The organism is Paenibacillus filicis, from assembly GCF_038070315.1.
GTDB lineage: Bacteria > Bacillota > Bacilli > Paenibacillales > NBRC-103111 > Paenibacillus_G > Paenibacillus_G filicis.
Map to the genome: position 1 here is coordinate 57,885 of NZ_JBBPCC010000009.1, position 22,476 is coordinate 80,360.

The 22,476-nt window shown below is 52.6% G+C and carries 21 protein-coding genes; 13 read left to right on the top strand and 8 right to left on the bottom strand.

Annotated elements, in window-relative coordinates; genetic code table 11:
• The first annotated feature begins 57 nt into the window (after positions 1-57).
• Complete coding sequence (locus WMW72_RS15090; RefSeq protein WP_341416329.1) at positions 58-1,230, top strand: MFS transporter; 1,173 nt, start codon at positions 58-60, stop codon at positions 1,228-1,230.
• Here WMW72_RS15090 and WMW72_RS15095 read toward each other — a convergent pair.
• Positions 1,192-2,199 (bottom strand): ankyrin repeat domain-containing protein, encoded by a 1,008-nt coding sequence (locus tag WMW72_RS15095; protein ID WP_341416330.1) that lies wholly within the window; start codon positions 2,197-2,199, stop codon positions 1,192-1,194. The two genes, WMW72_RS15090 and WMW72_RS15095, sit on opposite strands and share 39 nt — an antisense overlap.
• Positions 2,200-2,582: 383 nt before the next feature.
• On the opposite strand from WMW72_RS15095, the gene WMW72_RS15100 reads away from it, so the two are divergent.
• Positions 2,583-2,984 carry a RidA family protein gene (locus tag WMW72_RS15100; protein WP_341416331.1) on the top strand — a complete coding sequence of 134 codons (402 nt, stop codon included), beginning with the start codon at positions 2,583-2,585 and terminating at the stop codon, positions 2,982-2,984.
• A 119-nt stretch (positions 2,985-3,103) separates the two neighbouring features.
• The gene (locus WMW72_RS15105) at positions 3,104-4,546 is read left to right on the top strand and encodes a DEAD/DEAH box helicase (RefSeq protein WP_341416332.1); all 1,443 of its coding nucleotides are present in this window, start codon (positions 3,104-3,106) and stop codon (positions 4,544-4,546) included.
• Positions 4,547-4,598: 52 nt separating this feature from the next.
• On the opposite strand, the gene WMW72_RS15110 is transcribed toward WMW72_RS15105, so the two are convergent.
• From WMW72_RS15110 to pdxK, 7 genes are all read right to left on the bottom strand, one after another.
• Positions 4,599-5,303: a GNAT family N-acetyltransferase gene (locus WMW72_RS15110; protein WP_341416333.1), complete on the bottom strand. Its 705-nt coding sequence runs from the start codon at positions 5,301-5,303 to the stop codon at positions 4,599-4,601.
• A gap of 122 nt (positions 5,304-5,425) precedes the next feature.
• A complete protein-coding gene (gene dnaN, locus WMW72_RS15115; protein WP_341416334.1) occupies positions 5,426-6,562 on the bottom strand; it encodes a DNA polymerase III subunit beta in 1,137 nt (378 codons plus the stop codon).
• Between the two features lie 18 nt (positions 6,563-6,580).
• On the bottom strand, positions 6,581-6,814 hold the full coding sequence (locus tag WMW72_RS15120; protein WP_341416335.1) for a ribbon-helix-helix protein, CopG family: 234 nt from the start codon (positions 6,812-6,814) through the stop codon (positions 6,581-6,583).
• Positions 6,815-6,983: 169 nt separating this feature from the next.
• Positions 6,984-7,913 (bottom strand): phosphotransferase, encoded by a 930-nt coding sequence (locus WMW72_RS15125; protein WP_341416520.1) that lies wholly within the window; start codon positions 7,911-7,913, stop codon positions 6,984-6,986.
• 240 nt (positions 7,914-8,153) lie between these two features.
• Entirely contained in the window at positions 8,154-8,510 is a 357-nt protein-coding gene (locus tag WMW72_RS15130; RefSeq protein ID WP_341416336.1) for an aminoacyl-tRNA hydrolase, read from the bottom strand.
• Positions 8,511-8,650: 140 nt separating this feature from the next.
• A complete protein-coding gene (locus WMW72_RS15135) occupies positions 8,651-9,052 on the bottom strand; it encodes a winged helix-turn-helix transcriptional regulator (protein WP_341416337.1) in 402 nt (133 codons plus the stop codon).
• A gap of 188 nt (positions 9,053-9,240) precedes the next feature.
• On the bottom strand, positions 9,241-10,050 hold the full coding sequence (gene pdxK, locus WMW72_RS15140) for a pyridoxine/pyridoxal/pyridoxamine kinase (protein ID WP_341416338.1): 810 nt from the start codon (positions 10,048-10,050) through the stop codon (positions 9,241-9,243).
• A gap of 165 nt (positions 10,051-10,215) precedes the next feature.
• Between pdxK and lplA the strand changes: the two genes are divergently transcribed.
• The 10 genes from lplA (at position 10,216) to WMW72_RS15190 (ending at position 22,420) form a co-directional block, all read left to right on the top strand.
• Positions 10,216-11,205: a lipoate--protein ligase gene (lplA, locus tag WMW72_RS15145; RefSeq protein ID WP_341416339.1), complete on the top strand. Its 990-nt coding sequence runs from the start codon at positions 10,216-10,218 to the stop codon at positions 11,203-11,205.
• Positions 11,206-11,351: 146 nt separating this feature from the next.
• Positions 11,352-11,918, top strand: a complete 567-nt coding sequence (gene ssuE, locus WMW72_RS15150; protein WP_341416340.1) for an NADPH-dependent FMN reductase — start codon at positions 11,352-11,354, stop codon at positions 11,916-11,918.
• A 121-nt stretch (positions 11,919-12,039) separates the two neighbouring features.
• Positions 12,040-12,951 (top strand): LysR family transcriptional regulator, encoded by a 912-nt coding sequence (locus WMW72_RS15155; RefSeq protein ID WP_423227554.1) that lies wholly within the window; start codon positions 12,040-12,042, stop codon positions 12,949-12,951.
• 159 nt (positions 12,952-13,110) lie between these two features.
• Positions 13,111-14,133, top strand: coding sequence for an LLM class flavin-dependent oxidoreductase (locus tag WMW72_RS15160; protein WP_341416343.1), 1,023 nt, complete (start codon positions 13,111-13,113; stop codon positions 14,131-14,133).
• A 67-nt stretch (positions 14,134-14,200) separates the two neighbouring features.
• A complete protein-coding gene (locus WMW72_RS15165) occupies positions 14,201-15,595 on the top strand; it encodes an LLM class flavin-dependent oxidoreductase (protein ID WP_341416344.1) in 1,395 nt (464 codons plus the stop codon).
• Between the two features lie 105 nt (positions 15,596-15,700).
• On the top strand, positions 15,701-17,350 hold the full coding sequence (locus tag WMW72_RS15170) for an ABC transporter substrate-binding protein (RefSeq protein WP_341416345.1): 1,650 nt from the start codon (positions 15,701-15,703) through the stop codon (positions 17,348-17,350).
• Positions 17,351-17,373: 23 nt separating this feature from the next.
• Positions 17,374-18,300, top strand: coding sequence for an ABC transporter permease (locus tag WMW72_RS15175; protein WP_341416346.1), 927 nt, complete (start codon positions 17,374-17,376; stop codon positions 18,298-18,300).
• A 155-nt stretch (positions 18,301-18,455) separates the two neighbouring features.
• Positions 18,456-19,352 (top strand): ABC transporter permease, encoded by an 897-nt coding sequence (locus WMW72_RS15180; RefSeq protein WP_341416347.1) that lies wholly within the window; start codon positions 18,456-18,458, stop codon positions 19,350-19,352.
• Between the two features lie 79 nt (positions 19,353-19,431).
• Positions 19,432-21,648, top strand: a complete 2,217-nt coding sequence (locus WMW72_RS15185) for a dipeptide ABC transporter ATP-binding protein (protein ID WP_341416348.1) — start codon at positions 19,432-19,434, stop codon at positions 21,646-21,648.
• A gap of 19 nt (positions 21,649-21,667) precedes the next feature.
• Positions 21,668-22,420, top strand: coding sequence for an amino acid ABC transporter ATP-binding protein (locus WMW72_RS15190; protein WP_341416349.1), 753 nt, complete (start codon positions 21,668-21,670; stop codon positions 22,418-22,420).
• Positions 22,421-22,476 lie beyond the last annotated feature (56 nt).

A 22,476-nucleotide genomic window follows, 5' to 3' on the forward strand; every position in this document is an offset into this window, starting at 1 on the left:
CGGTCAATTTTGTACTGATGATTACAATATCTTGAAGAAGGATTGGGGTTGTTTCATATGCCATTTGCTATTTATGTACTGGGAATCATGATCTTTTCCATGACAACTGCAGAATTTACGGTGGCCGGAATCATGACTTCGCTTTCGAAGGAATTCGACGTATCGATTGCTTCGATCGGTTACCTGATATCCGCATATGCCGCGGGAATGATTGTGGGAGGGCCTTTGTTGACGATTGGCTTATCCAAGCTGTCCAAGAAACAAGCCTTCTTACTCATTGCACTCGACTTCCTCGCCGGGCAGACCCTTGGTGCGTTAGCCAATAGTTATGAGATCATGATGGCCGCTAGGATCATTACCGGTGTTTCCTCCGCAGCCTGCTTTGGCATCTCACTTGGGATTAGTTTTGACTTGGTCAGCCCTCAACACCGCGGGCGGGCTGCTTCGATCGTTCTTGGCGGTTTGATGGTTGCTACCGCTCTTGGTCTGCCGGCAGCGATGCTGTTCGACCAATTCCTCGGATGGCGCTCCAGCTTCTGGGCCATTGTCGTGCTGGTGCTTCTCTCTGGACTATTAGGTTTGAAAGTTATTCCCTCTTCAGCCAAGTCGCAGCCCGTTAGTCTGCGGAGCGAGCTGGCAGCCTTTAAAAAGCTAAACCTTTGGGCTGCGTATGCCAGCAGTCTGCTGATTATCGGTGCGACATTTGCCGCATTCAGTTATTTCTCGCCAATCTTGACCGACCTCTCTGGCTTCGATGCCGCAACGGTTCCTCTTCTATTAGGGATATACGGAGTAGCCACCGTCATAGGGAACATCGTGACCGGCCGGCTTGCCGATCGGTATATGATGCCCATCCTAACGATAGGATTAGCTGTCCTGGCAGCCGCACTGGTTCTGTTTGGCATCTATGTACACAGTCCGTACGTCTCTGTATGTGCCGTTATTGTCATTGGACTATCGGGGGTTACCCTGAACCCAGCAATGACGACCCGCATCACCCGTGTTGCTGGGACCGGTACGCTGGTTACGACCATTCACGGGTCTGTGATCAGTCTTGGCGTAGTCGTCGGCTCCTCGATCGGCGGACTCGCCATCGATGCTGGATACGGTCTACAGTCGCCTTTATGGATCGGTTTTATTCTGGCGATGCTTGGGTTGCTTTCCTTATTCCCTTATTTACGGCAAGGCAAGTTACCGGATATCCCGGTATCGATTCAGAAGGGCAGTTAATGGCTCAGCGATCTCCGGCAGCTGAATACCATGGATCAGGTCATGAGGGCTAGTTCCGTCAGGGAGCTGCACATTCACGTTAGCCCCGGCATCCAAGAGATAGTGGACGGATGTAATCGTGGCTTCCGTATACTTCGCAAACAAAGGTCGTAGAGCCGCCAGAAGGGGCGTATATCCGTTTACTCCGATTTGGTTGGGATCGGCACCTTGATCCAACAGCATCTTTACAAGATCAGGCCGGTTTTTGGCTGCGATTAAAAGCAATGCCGTCGTTCCGTCGTTTCCCTGGATTGTAACATCAGCTCCTGCTTCGACTAGTGGCTTAACCAGATCAATTGAATGATAACTGGCATACATCAGCGCAGTATATCCATTGGTTTTGTCTTGCCAGTTCACATCCACTTTTTTAGTTAACAGATAGGGGAGGAGAAATTCCTGCCACTCCTTAGCATAAGGGACAGACCATTTAAAAAAATCGACGAGCAGGTATTTATCCGCTTCGTCCGGTATTGTAGCTTCTAGGCTTTCAACTTTTAGCTGATCCTGATCCTTAGCCGCCGCATAAAGATTTTTTACTATAGATTTAAGTGCTGGATGTATATCTCTGATTTGTAAGCTAACCGTTGAAAAGTTTGAAAGATCACCCATCATGCGTAGCTCCCATGTATTCTTTCCGCTTTGGTAATCATCGTCAATGGATATAATTCCTAGATTGTTCTGGTGATCATAGAAGGCTAAGTTGGCATTTACATAACGGGGTGAGGCCGCTGTGAGAAAGAGCTCTCCGCTGACTTTCGAGGTTTCATGGTCTGTGACTACGCTCAGATCAGACATATATACGGTAGCGTTTTGGGGGTCATGAATTTGGACTCCTTTGTTTGCAAGAAAGTAATTCTGAGCATTCACAGGAGAGATAAGGGCTTGAAGACGTTCTGAGGAGCTGCCCGTGGCAGATACCGTCAGCATCATACTTATACCTATACCTAGGAACCCGTTTATCATGGGACATCTCCTTTTTTACTTAACTCTAGCTTGCAGCTTTCCATGGGGCGAGCCCTATCTCTAAAGGTAACGCATCGGACATGCGAAATGTTTCAAGGTCATTTTTCTTCTGTTTATATTTATGTTATGATAGTTCGGTACGTTTACTTATAACGAAGGAGGAATACCTGATGAAGAAGCGATCGATCCAACATTTGTCTGCCGGTATCGGGTATTCTACGGCTGTTTTTTTCTAGAATCGAATCGACGGGATAAGTGTGTCCAAAATCGATACTAGTCTAAAAAAACAGTGAACATATAGTATTGGATTCCAATATATATGTTCTCATTATAAGGAGAACTTACAGACAATGAAAACCAATCCTACGACCGTTCAACGATATAATCCGGAACATATCGCCAAGCCTGTTGGAAGCTACAGTCATGTAACCAAAATAAGCAGGAACGCGGAGCTATATGTATTCTCCGGCCAGATTGGCATAGATTCCAATAACGTGATCCCTGACGACTTTAATCAGCAAGTCACAAATACCATGAACAATATCGTTGATCTTCTGTCTTCTCAAAATTTGACTCCCGATCATGTCGTGAAGATCAACATCTGGGCGACAGAAGAAATAAATTGGGATCATTTCTATGGAATATGGAACCAGGTATTCGGGCCTACGCCTCCTTCGATGACGGTTGCTTACATCTCTGGACTGGGGTTGCCTGAATTAAAAATTGAATTAGATGTGTGGGCGGCAGGTTAACGTCCCACAACCATGATTGAGTAGGCAAAACGAGCCCTAGAAGCGTTTCTAGAGGCTCGTTATTTTTTGCTGATGGATCGGCCCATACAAAAACAAATATCGTGCAGAAGAGGTTGAATATGAGTCAGAAGAAGTTTACGGACTACCCATTAAGTGAAGAAATCGTAAGAGCGCTTAGCAGCTTGGGTTATGAGACGCCGACCGAAGTTCAGTCGGAAGTCATTCCCGTTGTGCTGGAGAAGAAGGACCTTGTGGCCAAGTCGCAAACAGGGAGTGGCAAAACAGCCTCCTACGGTATTCCGCTCTGCGAGCTCGTGGATTGGAACGAGAATAAGCCCCAAGCTGTAGTCCTCACACCAACGCGTGAACTTGCGTTACAAGTGACCGAGGACATCACGAATATTGGACGCTTTAAGCGAATCAAGGCGACGGCCCTCTATGGGAAGTCTCCGTTTCATATCCAGAAAGCCGAGTTGAAGCAAAGAACGCATGTGGTTGTAGGTACGCCAGGACGTGTGCTGGACCATATCGAGCGAGGCTCGCTATCGCTAGACCGGATGGCCTATCTCGTTATTGACGAGGCGGATGAAATGCTGAACATGGGCTTTATCGAGCAAGTTCAGTCGATCATTCAGGCGCTGCCGACAGATAGGGTTACGATGTTATTCTCCGCTACTTTTCCGGAGGATGTAGAGGGACTGTCACGTCAGTATATGAATAATCCGGTGGAAATTGAAATCAAAGCGGCGGGTGTAACGACAGCTACGATCGATCATTCTCTGATTCAAGTGGCGGAATCGGACAAGCTCGCATTGCTCCCCAATCTGCTCATTGCTGAGAATCCTGACAGCTGTATCATTTTCTGCCGTACGCAGGAGCAGGTGGATACTGTATTCCGAGCATTGGCTGAGCTCGATTATCCATGCGATCGTATACATGGCGGTATGGAGCAGGAAGATAGGTTCGAGGTCATGAATGCGTTCAGAAGAGGGCAATTCCGCTACTTGATCGCGACAGATGTAGCGGCCAGGGGGATCGATATCACGAATATCACTCATGTCATTAACTTCGATATTCCCTTGGAGAAAGAAAGCTATGTGCACCGCACAGGCCGTACGGGACGCGCAGGCAAGACGGGTAAAGCGATTACGCTAGTCACCCCCAAGGATGGCAGACGATTAGCCGATATTGAAGCCTATATCGGGTTCGCGATTACCCAAGTCAAGGCTCCTTCAGAGGAAACCGTTGATCTTCGAAAAGAAGAGTTCGAACAGAAGCTGCAGGCCAGAACGGTGAAAACCGATAAGCGTGAGCAATTAAACAAACAGATCATGAAGCTGAACTTCAATGGCGGCAAGAAGAAGAAGCTGAGGGCTGTAGATTTTGTCGGTACGATCGCCAAGCTGGAGGGAGTAACAGCCGAGGATATCGGCATCATCACGATTTACGACAATGTGACCGATGTTGAGATTCTGAATGGCAAGGGATCGTACGTGCTGGAGATCATGAAAAATACGACGGTAAAAGGCAAGCTTTTGAAGGTACGTAAGGGGAACAAGTAGAATGGCCTCTCGGCCGTCCTTTGCAGGACGGCCTTTTCATTGGAAGTACATCTTAATAGATGGAAATATCCGTTCCATACAGGTGAAGACGGAGGCGTCTGGCAATGGACAATGAAGAATAATTATCCCAGGATGTACTATATAAAGGAATCCGCTGAGACCGCCGTATCGCTTGGGCCCAAGAGGATGCTACGCGCATCGCATACCCGTTTCCTCGATAATCCTTCAATGTCTCGACCCCGGCCTCGGCAGCCTTATCGCTGCTTCTTGCGCTATAACAGACAGATACGGCCATGTTGTTCTCGGTAATCATAAAGCAAGGTCCTCGAAACTTTAGTTCCGATAATAGAGTGGGAAAACCTGGTTCCAGGCAGTATTGATTGTCTTCCGTGACCAAGGTGGCTTCTGTGTAATCCCTTGTCGGTTCGTGAAATGCAAAAGCCGGACCTATCCATAAGCCTTTCATTTTTTGGTCCTTCTCCAACGCTTGAATAACATTAGCAAGCTGCTCGGTTGAATCACCCTGATCCATGGATTGCAGGATGTCATGGATGAAGCGATTCGGTACATCGCTGCGGAATCTTACCATACGGCCGGCAGCAGTCTGTCCCCAAAAAAGTCGGGGAGCAGGCTGGTGCGTTGACTCATTAATCGTCGTGATCCGTCCAGCTTGATCATGAACATAAAGCACTTCAGCTTGAATTTGCATGAGTTCTAAATGGTTGTACAAAAGCTTACCTCCTCTATGGTTGGACATTCACCCTTTCTCTGTACGAGTTAATGATCATCCAGAATCACTCGCTTTCATCGTAGTCTGTATTTAAGATTCAATACGTTGTGATAGATTATCTTCTCACACATCTGAACAAATTTCGATTATTAATTCGCAGTTCTTATAGGTGTAATTAAAAATAAAGCAGATGAGGGATCATCTTTTGGTTGTATAACAAATGGGCTTACCTTGCCAGTAAATCTTAATCTGACGTACTCACTATCCACACAACGAAGTATATCAACAAGAAACTTTCCATTGAGAGAGATAGCAAACTCCTCGCCGTTCATTTCCTTCAAAGGAACTCCATCCTGAACATCTCCGATTTCCGCTGTCCTGGATAATAAATCTAATTTATGGGAAGTTGCCACTATCCTTACTACACTTTCACTAGCTAATACAGTTGCGCGTTCAATAGCATTCAACAAACAAGCTGTTTCAGTAATTACCTCTGATACATAAGATTTTGGAATTACATTTTGAATAGATGGATAAACTCCCTCGATTAATGCGGATTGTACCTGAATGTTATTGGCTGTAAATCTTATTTGATTACGGCCGACTACAACTTCAGTTGTGTGATCCTCATCGTCCAATATTTTAGCTGCTTCATATAGATTTTTCCCGGGGATAATAGCATTTGTCTCAGCATTGGCTTTATTTTCAATATGTATAGTTCGGGACGCAAGGCGAACTCCATCCGTAGCAATGAACTTGAGTGATTCATTACTATACTCCAAACAAACCCCCGTTAATACGGGTCTAGTCTCGGACGTAGAAGCAGAAGTAGCCACCTGTTTGATGGATGAACTCAATAGAGCGTTATTGATTTTAAGTTTTAATACAGAGGAACCTTCAATGTTACTTAGGGAGGGGAAATCCGCAGGATTCATTCCACATAACCGAATCTGGGAATTTCCAGAAGTGATCGTGAGAATTAAATGATCCTTTGTTTCAAAATAAATAAATCCAGCATTAAACTTTCGAATAATTTCGTAAAAATACCGCGCTGGCACTACGATACCACCAGTTCTTTGAACGGTCATAGAGCTGTTATCCTGAGGAATCCTAGATTGAATCGTCATACTTGCGTTACTTGCCGTACAAACTAATTCATTTGCATAAGCCTGAATATGTATTCCTGTTAGAATGGGTGCTGAATTATTCGCCGATACAGCCTTTAACACGTGATGAAGAGCGTGTAAGAGGGAATCCTTTGTTACATGGACTAGCACAGACCTCACCTATCCCTCAAAGTAAAATTACGAATAATAGGATTCAATAATAGTACGGATAACTTCCGAACGGGATAATTGATGTTCCGCACAATGTTCATCCATCTTTGCCCATATCTCATCCTTTAAGGTTAAGGACACTTTTTTAGTTGCGCCAATATTTTTTCTTCCAGCGCCTTTCCGAAGACCACCTCTTGTTGACATAAAACCTAGCTGACCTTCTTTATTTGAGATGCCTATTTTGATTTTTTCAGTACTCATTTTGAATGCACCCTTATAATTGATTTTAGTTACTTTAATCAATTTTGATATTACCATTTTATCACATCATCAATTGCCTTACAATATTTCGAATTATAGATAGAAAAAAACTGACCGTATAGGTTAGCACCGTAACGGTCAGTATTTATTAGTATTTTGACTTCTTAATTCAACCTTCAACAAACCGCAGAGCGCATACGGTATGATAATCGGCGATATTCCTCGCCAGTTGTTGATCTGGATATCCTCTATGAATGAGCTTTAAACCAGCCGCGATCAATGAAATATGATGATGAAATTTATAAAATAACATTCTGTTTGGGTCGAGTTTATCATTCTTGAGATATCGGTAGAACTCCTCAAAACGAAATTCTAAAAAACTGTGTTCGTGCTCGATATCGAAAAACTCGGCCCCCTCTATATCGATTAGATAGGGTTCTAACGCAGGAGTGACCAACACATGGTTAGGACCTAATTCCCCATGTATAAATCCATAGCGGCTTCTAGGTTTTATGCTAGATTCAAGTTCGAGCAAGGTATCCAGCAGCTTAGTTTGATTTTCTCTGATTCCGTCCATATATTCAGAGGCATAAGATAATTGTATTTTTGCATGTTCCAATTGTAAGAGATGGCATGGCTCCGTGTTATTCCCGCTATGATGTGGTTTCCCGTAGATTGATCTTTCGTTGGCATGCATGCCAGTGATCATTTCCCCCAATTGTTGAAACACGTTATCTTTAACCCGAGAATCGGAATGAGTGAAATAAGCTTCAGCCGTCTGTCCTGCCACATATTCAACGAGAGCATAATCAAAGGAGTAACGAATTCTTTCCTTATTCAAATCATAAAGAGCAGGAGTTCGAATGGAATGTTCAATTAAATATTTGTTATTTAATTCAAATAAATCACTACCGAAGGATTGTGCATGTAGATGATTATTTGTTATTTCTTCTTGAAAATAATTCATGGTCATGTCCCAAACATACAAAACGCAGGAAAATCCATTCGTGCAGTCTATTTTGTAGACTGCCTTTTGTGCACCACCATGCATCTTCGTAATATCAGCAACTAAATAACTTGTACCAAAGACCTTCTCCATATATTCCTGTAGGTGAGCAGGATCGAGGTGACAATAAAATTTCAAGGAACAGCACTCCATTTCTTCTTTTATTGCCGGCAACCCTACTGTATAATAATTCCAACAAAAAATATAGACTGTTTCTTTACGTTCTGTTATGATGTTGAATAAGGTCTTGAAAAAAATAGCCATACTAAAAAGCCTCTGGATTCATTCCAGAGGCTTTTTTTGACTATATGATGTTCCGAGGCGCGCTGCTCCTCACATTAGCTTAAACCCGCCCACGACGCTGCGGATTTCCTCCTTGTCTGCAGGGGGGAGGACGACGACGGTGAGCGACCCGCTCGGGATCTCCGTATGTCCAGCGTCACGGATGGAGAGGTAGCCGCTTTCACTAAGACGGAGCAGCTCGGCTTCGGTGCCGCGCAGCACGATTTTCTTCTGTCCGGCGTTCAGCCAAGCCTGGAAGGTCGCATGCGAGGACTTGTCGTTGAGCAGACAGTGCAGCGTCATCGTCGTGGCCGCATGGGCGACCTGGGCGGCGATTTTGCCGGGCGACATGCCGAGCTCGCTATTGACAACATAATACTGGACGATATCTCGAGTTGGTGCGGTCATGGGTAGGGCCTCCTTGATCAGGGACATAGAACCCCCTGCTATGAATAAGATAGGACGATGGGCGGATCAGCCTGTCCTACATGTGCATCTATACATAGGTATGCCAGGTCTGTCCCAAACATTCGGTGGCAGGCCTGCTTTTAGTCTATATCATTATGCTTCTTCTGCAGGTCATACCACTTGGCCGCCCATAGCTTCATTTCCTTAAGAATCTGGTGAAGATCCTCGCCCTTGGGCGTAAGCTTGTACTCCACCGTAACCGGTACGGTCGCGTAGGCTGTCCGTTCGAGGACGCCGTGCTCCTCCAGATGGCGCAAGGTGTCGGACAAGGATTTGGGGCTGATCGACACGAGCTTGCGCTGCAGCTCCCCGAAACGCATTTTCCCGCAGAACAGCTCCTTCAGCACGAGAAAGGCCCATTTGCCGCCGATGACATCGAGCGCTTTCTCGATAGAACATTCGATATGCAGAGGTTCCTGCGGCATATATGGATTGGGAATACCGGCAGCGGCAGCCAGGGATTTCGATTCGGATACGGTCATCGCTCATCTTCCCTTTCAAGAAAAATTAGGATTTAAAACGCCAAAATACATGTACCGTTGAAGCAAGTAACCTTGAGGTAAGTATATCGGTTATTCGTAACGAGAGCAAAAGCTTTGCGGGCTACAAGTGAAAGAAGATCATTAAGACAGCAAAACACCCGGAAGCTTCCGGGTGTTTCTTGGAATCATTAAGCGTGATGCCGATAAGCGGAATGCAGGGTCGGTCCGACGTATTGATTAATCGGGAAGCCGTACTGAATCGCTTTGGTAATAAAGGCTTTGGCGGTGCGCACAGCATCCAGGATGCTTGCGCCCTTGGCCAGCTCGGCTGCGATTGCTGCTGAGTAGGTGCAGCCTGCGCCATGCGTGTAGCCGGTAGCGAGCTTTGCTTCCTCGAACAGCTCGTAGCTGCGTCCGTCATACAGCAGGTCCACGGCCGTCGGATAGTCGAGCTTGGCGCCGCCCTTGATCAGCACGTAACGAACTCCGGCTTCATGAATACGCGCAGCGGCTTCCTTCATGTCGTCCAGTGTCGCGATCGGAGCGGTTCCGGCGAGCTGGGCCGCCTCGAACAGATTCGGCGTGACGATGTCTGTCACCGGCAGCAGCAGCTCGCGCATGGCAATTCCGGTCTCCGGATGCAGCGCCTCGTCATTGCCCTTGCAGATCATGACAGGGTCGACGACGACGTTCGGCAGCTTGCGGCTGCGAATCGTCTCCGCCACCAGCTCGATTAGCTCGACGGAGCCGAGCATGCCGGTCTTGAGCGCTTCGACGCCGATGCCGTCCAGCACCGTATGAAGCTGCTCGGCAATGGTAGCCAGAGGGATCGGGTGGACGCCGTGCGACCAGCCGTTGTCTGGGTCCATGGTCACGATCGTCGTTAGGACGGTCATGCCGTAAACGTCCCGTTCCTGGAACGTCTTCAGGTCTGCTTGGATGCCTGCTCCTCCGCTTGTATCGGAGCCTGCTATGGTCAGTGCTTTATGGATGCTCATCTCTCTGTTTCCTCCACCCCATGTGATCGGTCGGTATTCGACAACTTTCATCATTATAGCATAATATTCGTTTTTCGGAATTGGGAAGGTTTCATGGTAAAATAGAGAGGAGCCGTCTGCGCGATTTCAGCCTAGACGATTACGAGATACAAGGAGCCAACTGCCATGCTGTTTATCGATAACCGCAATATTCACGACCCGTCTCTGAATCTGGCGCTGGAGGAGTACGCGCTGCGCCGTCTGCCTGCCGAGCATGATTACCTGCTGTTCTATGTCAATGAGCCGTCGATCATTATCGGGAAAAATCAGAACACCGCTGAGGAAATCAACCGAGATTATGTGGAGCGTAACGGCATTCATGTCGTTCGCCGCCTGTCCGGTGGAGGTGCGGTGTACCATGACCACGGCAACTTGAATTTCAGCTTTATTACCCGCGATGACGGGGCGTCGTTTCATAATTACCGCAAATTTACCGAACCGGTGATTGCAGCTCTTCATAAGTTAGGCGTAGAGGCAGAACTGACCGGACGCAATGACATTCAGGTCGGCGAGCGCAAGATTTCCGGCAATGCCCAGTTCGCTACCCGCGGACGCATGTTTACCCACGGGACGCTGCTGTTCGACTCGCAGATGGAGAATGTGGCCTCGGCCTTGAATGTGAACCCGGAGAAAATGAAGTCCAAGGGCGTCAAGTCCGTCCGCAGCCGGGTCGCCAATATTAAGGAATTTCTCGCTGAACCAATCAGCATGGAACAGTTCAAGTCGCATCTGCTGGACTCCATTTTTGCTGGAGAAGCGGCAAGCCGATATGAGCTGACAGAGGAGGATTGGACGGCAGTACGAGAGCTGGCGGATACGAGATACCGCACCTGGGAATGGAATTACGGGTTGTCCCCTGCCTTCAATGTCCAGCATACGAAGCGGCTGACGGCCGGAACCTTCGACATCCGGCTGCTAGTGGAAGAGGGCGTGATTCGGGAGGCGACCGTGTTCGGAGATTTCTTCGGCCAGCGCGATGCATCCGAGTTTATGGATCGGCTGCTTGGCATTCGCTTCGAGACGCAGGCGGTAGCGGAAGTGATCCGCCAATCGGATCTTCAGGCTTATTTCGGACCGGTGACGGAAGAAGAGTGGCTGGAGCTGATCATGGGCTAGTCGAGGGGCATAGCTGCGGAAATAAGGTCATTTTGGAAAAATCAGAAAAATGTGTTGACATCTATTCCGATATCCATTTATACTTCCATTTAACCGAGTGGAATTATCGGATTATAAAAACGACTTAGAGAGGGGATAAGATTGCTATGGCAAAGATCGCGGTTATTTCAGGGAGCCCGACGGAAACGTCCCGGCTGAACGGACTGCTGCATGCCGTGCGTGCGCTGGTGGAGGGAGAGGGCTGGGAATACAATGAGATTCAGGTCCGTTTGCTGCCTCCTGAGGATCTGATTTATACCCGGTTCGACAGTTCGTCGATCATCGAAGCCAACCGGATTGTGGCCGAAGCGGATGCCGTAGTCGTCGCGACTCCGATCTACAAGGCTTCCTATACAGGTGTTTTGAAAACATTCCTCGATCTGATCCCGCAGAAAGGGCTTGATCGCAAAATCGTGCTGCCGCTGGCGCTCGGAGGTACGATCGCTCATCTGCTCGCGATCGATTATGCATTGAAGCCTGTGCTGTCCGCACTGGGAGCCCAGCATATCCGGGCAGGAGTTTACGCACAGGATGCCCAGATCACCAGACTGGACGGAGGAGGCTTCGAGCTGTCTGAGGAGCTGCAGGATCGTCTAGAGCTTGCTGTCACGGACTGGATTCGCGAGATCCGCAAGAATGTCAAGGAACAGGAATCACTGATCGCCAATTCTTAAGAAATGCCGTCGACCGGAACGACCGGAGACGCTTCGGCCTGTATGCGAACGGAAGGTTTGCGTGCGGGAGCGAAGCGTCTCTTTTTGTTTATTGCTTAGGATGCAGAGAGGGGGAACGAGGCTGAATATCGAGAATATGGAGGCTTTTGTCTACGTCATTCATTATAACAGCTTTCACAAAGCAGCGGATGCGTTATTCCTGTCCCAGCCGTCGGTATCGGCCCGCATTCAGTCGCTGGAGCGGGAGCTTGGTGCCAAGCTGTTTCAGCGGGAAGGCCGGCACTTCAGTCTGACGGAGAAGGGTAAGCAATTCTTGCCTTATGCCCGTCAAATTCTGCAATCGTACAAGAAGGGCAAGCAGCAGCTTCGCCAGATGAATGCCGTGCCCGACGAGCTTCGTCTGGGCTGCACCGTGTCTGCGTCCACGTATATATTGCCGGAGCTGCTGCCTGCGTTCAGACGCAAGTACCGCGAGGTTCCAGTGAAGCTGGAGACTGCTTCCAGTGAGGCGATCCTAGAGAAGCTGCTGGCTAAGGAGATTGACGTCGGGCTGGTGCGGAGCATCTCCCATCCCGATATCGATGCGGTGCGTCTGTATGAAGATCCGATCCGGCTGTTCGTCTATGCCGGTCATCCGTTCGCGTCGCGCAGCGGAGTGACGGTAGAAGAAGTGGGCCGACAGCCGCTCGTATTCTTCGAGTGCGGCTCACTCGATTGGATGAAAATTCATCGGCTGTTCGAAGCATTGGATCATCCTCCTAGCATCGCGATGCATATCGATAACCTGGAGACGGCCAAGAAGCTGGTGCTGCGTGGAACGGGGATCAGCTTCTTGCCTGAGCTGTGCGCACGCGAGGAGATGCGGGAAGGAAGACTTATTCCGATCGATATTCCGTCGCTGTCCGGGTTGTCATTGGGAACGGAGGTTGTCACACGGAAGGGTGAGGGCACCGGCCTGCGGGACCGTTTCATGGAGCTCTGCCTGGAGCTTGATCTGAAGGCCTATCCGACCGAGATGGCCGCACGTGCGTAGGAAAGATATGGGCTTGAATAGAAGAGTTCTATCGATATATAGAAAATGCTAATTTAACCTTGTGAGCCTACAGACGTGGTGATAGAGTAGTGGCATGATTTAAAACCGACAAAATTTATAGGTAAAATTTGAATTTTGAATAAGTTGAGGAGTGGGGATATGGGGCTGAAGCTGAGCATATTGGATCAAACGGTGATCGGCAAGCAGGAAACGGCCGTTGAGGCATTCCGTCATACGGTGGAGCTGGCCAAGCGGGCCGAGGAGCTTGGCTACCACCGCTTCTGGGTATCGGAGCATCACGATACGCAGGAGGTTGCGGGTTCGTCGCCAGAGGTGCTGATCTCCCATCTGCTAGCCAAAACCGAGCGCATCCGGATCGGTTCCGGCGGGGTGATGCTGCAGCATTACAGCCCCTATAAGGTGGTAGAAAACTTTAATGTGTTGGCCGCCCTGGCTCCGGGCCGCGTCGATCTGGGCATTGGCCGGGCGCCGGGAGGATTGCCCCGTTCGACCCGGGCGCTTCAGCAGACACAGCCGGGGACACCTGCGCGCACGCTGGGGGAAAAGCTCGTCGAGCTGCAGCAGCATCTGACCGGCTCGCTCCCAGAAGAGCATCCGCTGTATAGTGTCCGCGCTACGCCGCAGATTGAAACCCCAGCAGATCTGTTCCTGCTGGGAGCCAGCAGCTCCAGTGCCGAATTGGCGGCCGAGCTCGGTATCCCTTATGTATTCGCCCTGTTTATCAACGGCGACGAGGAGGTTGCCGGACAGGTGCTGCGCACTTACCGCGAGCAATTCCGCCCGAGTGAGGGCGGACTGTCTGCCCCGCATGCGATTTTGGCTGCCTCGGTGGTCGTCGCCGAGACGGATGAGGAGGCGAAGAGACTGGCTTCCGACGTGAAGAGCGTCAAAATTCATCTGGAAAGCGGACGGACGATTACGGTGAAGACACTGGAGCATGCGGAGGAATTCGGCAGACAGACGGATGAGAAGTTCACCATCGAAGTGAAGGAAGCAAAGGTCATTCATGGCTCAAGCGATACGGTACGCGATCAGCTCATCGAGCTGACGGAGCGGTACGGGCTGCAGGAGCTGGTGCTTACAGCCCCGGTCGAGAAATTTGCGGACCGCCGCCGTGGCTTCGAGCTGCTGCAGGAGGCATTCGCCGCACAGAAGGTGTAACGGATCGTTTGTCCCGCCGGAGAAGTCCGGGATCACAGCATATTCAAAAGAAAGATGGGTGGAGTCATTGACACAATCACGGAAGCTTAGGCTTGGCGCTATCATTCATGGAGTAGGCAGCAGCATGTCGACCTGGCGGCATCCCGATATTTTGTCCGATGCCAGCATCAATATCGAGTATTACAAGCAGCAAGCCTTGATCGCGGAGACAGGTAAGTTCGATCTGGTATTCATCGCGGATGGCTTGTTTATCAATGAAAAATCGATTCCTCACTTTCTGAACCGCTTCGAGCCTATCACTATTTTGTCTGCACTGGCAGCCGTGACCTCCCGGATCGGTCTCGTTGGGACCTTATCGACCTCCTACAGCGAGCCGTTTACGGTCTCCAGACAATTCGCTTCGCTGGATCATATCAGCGGAGGCCGGGCCGGATGGAATGTGGTGACTTCGCCGCTTGAGGGCTCGGCGCTGAATTTCAGCAAAAAAGACCATCCTACACATGGCCAGAGGTACCGGATTGCCGAAGAATATCTGGAGGTAGCCAAGGGGCTGTGGGATTCCTGGGAGGACGATGCTTTTGTCCGCGACAAGGAGTCAGGCGTCTTCTTCGACCCAGCCAAGCTGCACAAGCTGAACCACAAGGGCGAGAACTTCGCCGTACAGGGGCCGCTGAATATTGCGCGTTCCCGTCAGGGGCAGCCGGTCGTCTTCCAGGCAGGCTCCTCGGACAGCGGGCGGACGCTGGCTGCTAAGACTGCGGATGCTGTCTTTACCGGTCACGAGACGATCGAGGAGGCTAAGAGCTTCTACCGTGACGTGAAGCAGAGGGCGGCATTGTACGGACGTTCTGCCGACGAGCTGCTGATTTTCCCAGGCATCGATCCGATCGTCGGACGCACCCGGGAGGAAGCGGAACGCAAGTACAAGGAGATTACGGATCTGATCAGCCCGGAGACAGCGCTTAAATATTTAGGCCGCTTTTTCGACCATCATGATTTCTCGGTATACGAGCTGGATGCTCCGTTTCCCGAGCTTGGGGATATCGGATCGAACAGCTTCCGCAGCGGTACGGACAAAATCAAGCAAAAAGCTAAGGAACAGGGACTTACGCTGCGTCAGGTTGCGCTGCAGACAGCTTCACCGCGAAGCGGTTTCCTGGGGTCTGCTGAAGAGGTTGCCGATCAGGTGCAGCGGTGGTTCGAGGAAGAAGCGGCTGACGGCTTCATCATTCATTCCAGTGTTCCACACGCGTTGGATGACTTCGTCGAGCTGGTCGTACCGATCCTGCAGGAACGGGGCATTTATCGTACGGAGTATGAAGCCGATACGCTCCGCGGGAATCTGGGCTTGAGCAAGCCTGTGAACCGGTATACGAAGGCTCGTCAGGAGGCAGAGGCAGCAGAGCAGCATGCCGGACGGGCAGAAGTCGAAGCGGCGGCCTCCGCAGCGCGACAAGGCTAGCAGACCGAGGCAGAAGGCGGGGGGTCAACCGCGCAAGCCGCAGTCCGGAGCATTCCCCACATGCAGGGACAACTTTTAACGTTACACGAAATGGAGAGAAGATTCATGAGAAAAAGGCTCTTGCAAGTATCTGCGCTCGCGGTTGCCCTGTCTGTATTCGTTGCAGGATGCGGAGGGGATGCGAAGCCGCCTGCGGCATCCGGCACCAATGCCCCGCCTGCTGCCGGAACGCCTGTCCAGGGTGGAGAATTCACATTTGCTCTGGCCGGCTCCCCGTCGGGTCTGGACCCGAACGTCGTGCCGGCAGCCGTGGAATATCGCGTGATGCGGGCCATCTACGACAGTCTGGTCGTGCAACTGCCGGATAAGTCGATCAAGCCGTGGCTGGCGACGGAATGGACGGTGTCGCCGGATGGCAAAAGCTATACGTTCAAGCTGCGCAATGATGTGAAGTTCCATGATGGTACGCCGTTCAATGCGGCGGCGGTCAAGTATAACTTCGACCGGATCGTCAACCCGGCGACCAAGTCCAAGTTCGCCATTACCTTGCTGGGGCCTTATGAATCGTCGGAGGTTGTCGATGAGTTTACCGTCAAGGTTAACCTGAAATCGCCGTATGCGGCGTTTCTGAGCAGTCTGGGTCAGGCGTTCCTGGGGATTGTATCGCCGGCCGCTGGGGAGAAGTACAAGGATCAGCTCGTCAAAAATCCGGTCGGGACCGGCGCCTTCAAGTTCGTGAGCTGGACGGAAAATTCAGCGATCACGCTGGAGCGCAATCCGGATTACAAGTGGGGTCCGCTGCTGGCGGATAATAAGGGTCCGGCCTATGTCGATAAGCTGATTTTTAAAATCATTCCAGAGGAGGCAACGCGGATCGGCAGCGTGCAGAGCGCTCAAGTATCGGCCGCCGAGACGGTTCCTCCGCAAAATATCGTCTCTCTGAAGGACGATCCAAACGTCAAGCTGCTGCAGGCGGAGGCTACGGGCATCCCGTATACGCTGATGCTGAATCAGACGCATGAGCCGTGGAACCAACTGAACGCCCGCAAGGCAGTTCAGCAGGCCATCAATATCGATGCCATCGTCAAGACCTTGTATCTCGGCACCTACCAGCGCGCATGGTCGCCGCTGACGCCGGCGATGCTCGGCTACAACGCCTCGTTAGAGAACACGGTTAAGCCGGATACGGCCAAGGCCAATCAATTGCTGGAAGACCTCGGATGGATCAAGGGAGCCGACGGGATCCGGGTGAAGGATGGCAAGAAGCTGACGCTGCACTATATTGATAACTCGCCGAACCGCGAGAAGCGGCATGATATTGCCGCGATGATCCAGCAGCAGCTCAAGCAGGTCGGCATTCAGGTTGATGTGGAGACGTTGGCGGATTCGACCCCGGCCGTTATGGTCAAGGGAACCAATGATATTTACGGCGTCAGCAACGTATCGGGCGACCCGGATATTCTGCGGAGCTTCTTCCATACCAATGCCATTCCGACGCCGGAGAAATGGGGTCATAATCACACCCGCAAGTCTGATCCGCAGCTCGACCAATGGCTGGAGGAAGGCTTGAAGGAGCAAGACCCGGCGAAGCGTGCAGAGGTCTACAAGAAGGTGCAGGCTTACGTGGTGGAGAATGCCTATGGCTTCCCGGTCTATGTATTCCCCTACACGGTAGCTACGACGAAGGCGGTTCAGGGCTTGAAGTTCGACTCGCTCGGCTATCCGCTATTCTATGACGTAAGCTTGAAGAAATAAGACGGAGAAGGAGCGGGTGGGGCATGGCAGGCGTCATAGTCCAACGGTTGTTATCCTCGGCGATGGTGCTTGTCGGCGCCTTGGTCCTCGTATTTTTTATCCTGTATCTGCTGCCCGGCGATCCGGTGCTCCTGATGCTGTCAGGGGCACCAACGACGCCGGAGGCGGTCGAGAATTTGCGTCACCAGCTTGGCTTGGATCAGCCGATCGGCGTTCAGTTTCTGCAGTATATGAAGGATATGCTGCGCGGAGATTTCGGCAAGTCGCTAGTCGGGGATGACCCGGTGCTGCCGAAGATTTTGTCGCAGTTTCCGTCTACGGCTATCCTGACGCTTGCCAGCACGGTCATTGCGGTCGTGATCGGGATCGTGCTTGGCGTGCTGTCGGCGATCCACCGGGGCGGCATCGTGGATGTTGCCGCACGGCTGATCAGTCTGTTCGGCATCTCGATGCCGACTTTCTGGTCCGGCATCCTGCTGATTCTCATCTTCTCGGTACACTTCCGGGTTTTTCCATCCGTAGGGTCGGAGGGCTGGCAGACACTCGTACTGCCTGCAATTGCGCTGGGCACAGTCGGGGCGGGCTATATCGTCAGAATGGTGCGAAACAGCATGCTCGAGGTTATGAGCGAGCAGTTTATCGGGACGCTGCGCTCCAAGGGGTTGCCTGAGCGTACGGTGATGTACCGCCACGCGCTCCGCAATGCGCTCATTCCTGCAATCACGATGATCGGGATTCAGATCGGCGAGCTGATGGCCGGAGCTGTCGTCGTGGAGACCGTATTCTCCAGGCAGGGCATCGGGCGGCTGCTTGCTACAGCCATTCTGTCCAAGGACATCCCGGTTGTGCAGGGAGTCGTGCTGTTCACCGCCATGGCCTATGTCTGCATCAATCTGCTGGTCGATATTTCGTATTCGGCCATTGATCCGAGAGTAAGACGATCGATCTGACGACCGGAGAGGCTGGTTGAACGTTAGAGCTTACGAAGCAGCTTTCCTACGGAAAGCTAAGCGTATGCTTTCGAAGTCGGCTTTCCTACGGAAAGCTAAGCATATGCTTACGAAGCAGCTTTTCTACGAAAAGCTTGGAGGAGGAGACATTTCCGATGAAACAATCGATCGCAGCGGAAAATGCGTGGACGGGGAGACGCCGCTTCGCTTTCTTTCCGCTTAGACTGGGCCTGAGGCGGCTCCCGGTGTCCGACGGATTTTTTTATGCCGCGCTGCTGATTGTGGCATTCATCGTTGTCTGCGCGCTGATTCCGTCGTGGATCGCACCCTACGCGCCGACAGACATGCGTACAGACGAAATTTTACAGCCGCCAGGTGCGAAGCATTGGTTCGGAACCGATTATTTCGGCCGGGACGTGCTGAGTCTGGTCATCCACGGCAGCCGCGACTCGCTGCTGATCGCGCTGGCTTCCGTCCTGATCGGCGGGCTGTCTGGCGGACTGGTGGGCAGCTTATCCGCCTATATCGGAGGTGTCGTGGATAAGGCCGTGATGCGGGTCGTCGACGTGCTGATGACGATTCCAAGCCTCCTGCTGGCGCTGGCGATTGCAGCGGCCTTGGGACCGAGTTTGTTTAATATCGTGCTCTCCGTCAGCATAGCCGCTGTCCCGCGCTACGCGCGCGTGATGCGTGGACAGGTGCTCGCAGTCAAGGGGCGACCGTTCGTTACGGCGGCTCATTCGATCGGTTCGTCCCACGCCCGTATATTTGTCCGGCATGTGCTGCCCAATTCCCTGTCCCCGCTGCTCGTCATGGCTACGATTGGCATCGCGTCGTCGATTCTCGTCGCGAGCTCCCTAAGCTTTCTGGGACTTGGCGTGCTGAGGGAAATACCGGACTGGGGCACGCTGCTGTCGCAGGGGCGCGGATATATTACAGTAGCCTGGTGGATCGCAACGTTCCCGGGGCTCGCCATTACCACGCTGGTACTGACGATCAATCTGATCGGGGATCAGCTCAGGGATATTCTGGACCCTAAGCGCAGCCGGTAGGTGGGAACGAGACGATGCGAGCCGCCCGTGTCCGGGCGAGACAGAAGAGGAAGCCGAACAACAACCGGAGGTGCAAGGCATGGCTAAGCCGCTGCTCGACATCGAGCATTTGACCGTCGATTTTATAACCGAGAGAGGAAAGCTGACCGCCATATCCGATCTATCGCTGCACATCAACCCGGGTGAGACGGTCTGTCTGGTCGGTGAGTCGGGGAGCGGTAAAACCATTACGTCCAAAGCCGTGATGCGTCTGATCGATTACGAGAACGGCGTTATTTCCGGAGGCACGATCCGGCTCGGTGACGACGAGCTTACGTCTTTGCCCCAGGAGCGAATGCGCAGGCTGCGGGGCAAGAAGCTGTCGATGGTGTTCCAGGAGCCGATGGCCGCCTTCGACCCGGTATTCACCATAGGCAGCCAGATCGTCGACGTCATCGTCCGCCATACGCGACAAGGGAAGTCCCAAGCCTCCAGCCATGCGATCGGCTTGCTGAGACGGGTAGGGATCCCGGAGCCTGAGCTGCGGATGAAGCAGTATCCCGGCGAATTGTCGGGAGGCATGCTGCAGCGGGCGATGATCGCGATGGCGCTGGCCTGCGGGCCGGAGCTGCTGATCGCCGACGAGCCGACGACAGCGCTCGATGTGACGATACAGGCGCAGATTCTCCAGCTGCTGCAGGAGCTGAAAGCCGAGTATAACATGTCGATCCTGCTGATCACGCATGATCTGGGCGTAGCCTCCGAGATTGCGGACCGCATTGTAGTCATGTACGCAGGCAAGATCGTCGAGCAGGCCCCGGCCCGGGAGCTGTTCGAGCGGCCGCTGCATCCGTACACACAAGGGCTGCTCCAGTCCGTGACGACGCTGGACACCTGCCGGGGGTCCAAGCTGCATGCGATTGAGGGTGCAATCCCGAGCTTGTCGGCGCTGCCGTCAGGCTGCCGCTTTCATCCCCGGTGCCCCTATGCCACCGAGGTCTGCGCCAGCACGGTGCCTCCTTTGGAGGAAAAGGAGGGCAGGGAGGTGGCCTGCTGGCACATCGGGGCCGGTGAGGCTGGATATGGGGCAGCCGCCAGGGAAGAGGCGGCGGAAGTGCTTCTCCTTGGGTCAGCATCTGCGGGTGAGGAACAGGCAGAGCACCACGCAGCAGCTTCTGAAGCCGCCTCTGGCAGTACGGGAGCAGGGAATACCGCCCCCGTGCCGGCTTACGCCGAAGTGGAGGAGCGCTTGTTCCTTCACGCTCTAGCTGATCCTTCACTGCGCCCGCCTGTTGCCGGGGAACCAGCGTCCCAGTCCGGTTCTTCCCATGGAGTCGAGGGGCATGAAGCGCGCCTGCCATTGTTCGAGGTCAAGGGTTTAAGCAAGATGTACGCGCTCAAGGGAGGACTGCTGCAGCGGTCACGCAAGGCAATCCGGGCCGTGGACGATGTTTCTTTCTCCATCGAGCAGGGAGAGACATTCGGGCTGGTTGGCGAATCGGGGAGTGGCAAGTCTACGCTCGGACGAATGCTGCTGCAGCTCGAGCCGGCTACGGGAGGACAGGTGCTGTTCCAGGGACAGGAGCTGTCCGTCAGGAAGAGCAAGACGCTGCGGGACGCGAGGCGGGATATGCAGGTTATTTTCCAGGACCCGTACGGCTCGCTCAATCCACGGTGGAAAATCGGCGATATTATCGGCGAGCCGCTGCTGGTACATGAGGGGCTGACCGGCAGGGCGAAGCGCTTGCGCGTGGAGGAGCTGCTGACGGACGTGGGGCTGTCGCCTTCGCTCTATGACCGCTACCCTCATGAATTTTCGGGCGGGCAGCGCCAGCGGATCGGGATTGCCCGGGCGATCGCGCTGCGGCCCAAGTTTATATTGGCCGATGAGGCGGTCTCAGCGCTCGACGTGTCTGTACAGGCACAGATCGTCAATCTGCTGCAGGACCTGCAGCAGCGGCTCGGCCTTACGTATTTGTTCATTGGCCACGGTCTCCATGTCGTGCGTCACATCTCCGACCGGATTGGCGTCATGTACCTCGGCAAGCTGGTAGAAATTGCACCCAGCGAGGAGCTGTTCCTTCGACCGGCCCATCCGTATACCCAGGCGCTGATCGCTTCGATCCCGCAGCCTGGTCCGGGCCGGGTTCGCGAGCGGATCTCGCTGCAGGGAGAGATTCCGTCTCCCGCCAATCCGCCGTCGGGCTGCCGGTTCCATCCCCGCTGCCCGGCGGCTACGTCCAAGTGCCGGGAGCAGCAGCCCGACTGGCAACAAATCGGCAGCGGCCACTGGGCCGCGTGCCACTATCCTAGATAAGCAGGAGGCATCGCCTGACATGATCAAGCTGACCAATATTCGCAAATCATTCGGCAAGCAGGAGGTGCTGCGAGGCATTAACCTGACCGTAGACAAGGGAGATGTCGTCGCTATCCTTGGGCCGAGCGGATCGGGCAAAACGACGCTGCTGCGATGCGTTAATTTTCTGGAGAAGCCGGGAGAAGGACAAGTGACGATCGGTGATTTCGCCGTGGATTGCAAGCATCCGGGTAAACGGGATATTCTCAAGCTGCGCCGCAAGACGGCGATGGTGTTCCAGCATTATAATCTGTTCCGTCATAAAACGGTGCTGGAGAACGTGATGGAAGGTTTGATCATCGCGCAGAAGGTACCGAAGGACGAAGCCAGAGCGAGAAGCCTGGCCGTACTCGACAAGGTAGGGCTGTCGGAGAAGATTGACGCTTATCCGAGCCAGTTGTCCGGTGGACAGCAGCAGCGGGTCGGCATCGCCCGGGCGCTCGCGCTCAATCCCGAGGTGATCTTGTTTGATGAACCCACTTCGGCGCTCGACCCGGAACTGGTCGGTGAGGTATTGGCCGTCATTCGCAGCATCGCACGCGAAGGGGTCACCATGATTATCGTGACGCATGAGATGACTTTTGCCCGCGAGGTGGCGAGCCAGGTCGTTTTCATGGACGGAGGCGTTATCGTGGAGCAGGGAGAGCCGGAAGAGCTGTTCACCCGTCCGAAGGAGGAGCGCACCCGGCAATTTCTGAAGCGCATTACACCTGACTGGAGCTATGTGATCTAAATCGAAGAATCAGGCAGTGCCAAGGGGCTGCACATATGAATAGGAGGAGGCTACAC

Coding starts and splice junctions, on each gene's coding strand:
- WMW72_RS15090 (WP_341416329.1), top strand. CDS start 58: ATGCCATTTGCTATTTATGTACTGGGAATCATGATCTTTTCCATGACA.
- WMW72_RS15095 (WP_341416330.1), bottom strand. CDS start 2,199: ATGATGCTGACGGTATCTGCCACGGGCAGCTCCTCAGAACGTCTTCAA.
- WMW72_RS15100 (WP_341416331.1), top strand. CDS start 2,583: ATGAAAACCAATCCTACGACCGTTCAACGATATAATCCGGAACATATC.
- WMW72_RS15105 (WP_341416332.1), top strand. CDS start 3,104: ATGAGTCAGAAGAAGTTTACGGACTACCCATTAAGTGAAGAAATCGTA.
- WMW72_RS15110 (WP_341416333.1), bottom strand. CDS start 5,303: ATGTCCAACCATAGAGGAGGTAAGCTTTTGTACAACCATTTAGAACTC.
- WMW72_RS15120 (WP_341416335.1), bottom strand. CDS start 6,814: ATGAGTACTGAAAAAATCAAAATAGGCATCTCAAATAAAGAAGGTCAG.
- WMW72_RS15125 (WP_341416520.1), bottom strand. CDS start 7,913: ATGGAGAAGGTCTTTGGTACAAGTTATTTAGTTGCTGATATTACGAAG.
- WMW72_RS15130 (WP_341416336.1), bottom strand. CDS start 8,510: ATGACCGCACCAACTCGAGATATCGTCCAGTATTATGTTGTCAATAGC.
- WMW72_RS15135 (WP_341416337.1), bottom strand. CDS start 9,052: ATGACCGTATCCGAATCGAAATCCCTGGCTGCCGCTGCCGGTATTCCC.
- pdxK (WP_341416338.1), bottom strand. CDS start 10,050: ATGAGCATCCATAAAGCACTGACCATAGCAGGCTCCGATACAAGCGGA.
- lplA (WP_341416339.1), top strand. CDS start 10,216: ATGCTGTTTATCGATAACCGCAATATTCACGACCCGTCTCTGAATCTG.
- ssuE (WP_341416340.1), top strand. CDS start 11,352: ATGGCAAAGATCGCGGTTATTTCAGGGAGCCCGACGGAAACGTCCCGG.
- WMW72_RS15160 (WP_341416343.1), top strand. CDS start 13,111: ATGGGGCTGAAGCTGAGCATATTGGATCAAACGGTGATCGGCAAGCAG.
- WMW72_RS15170 (WP_341416345.1), top strand. CDS start 15,701: ATGAGAAAAAGGCTCTTGCAAGTATCTGCGCTCGCGGTTGCCCTGTCT.
- WMW72_RS15175 (WP_341416346.1), top strand. CDS start 17,374: ATGGCAGGCGTCATAGTCCAACGGTTGTTATCCTCGGCGATGGTGCTT.
- WMW72_RS15180 (WP_341416347.1), top strand. CDS start 18,456: ATGAAACAATCGATCGCAGCGGAAAATGCGTGGACGGGGAGACGCCGC.
- WMW72_RS15185 (WP_341416348.1), top strand. CDS start 19,432: ATGGCTAAGCCGCTGCTCGACATCGAGCATTTGACCGTCGATTTTATA.
- WMW72_RS15190 (WP_341416349.1), top strand. CDS start 21,668: ATGATCAAGCTGACCAATATTCGCAAATCATTCGGCAAGCAGGAGGTG.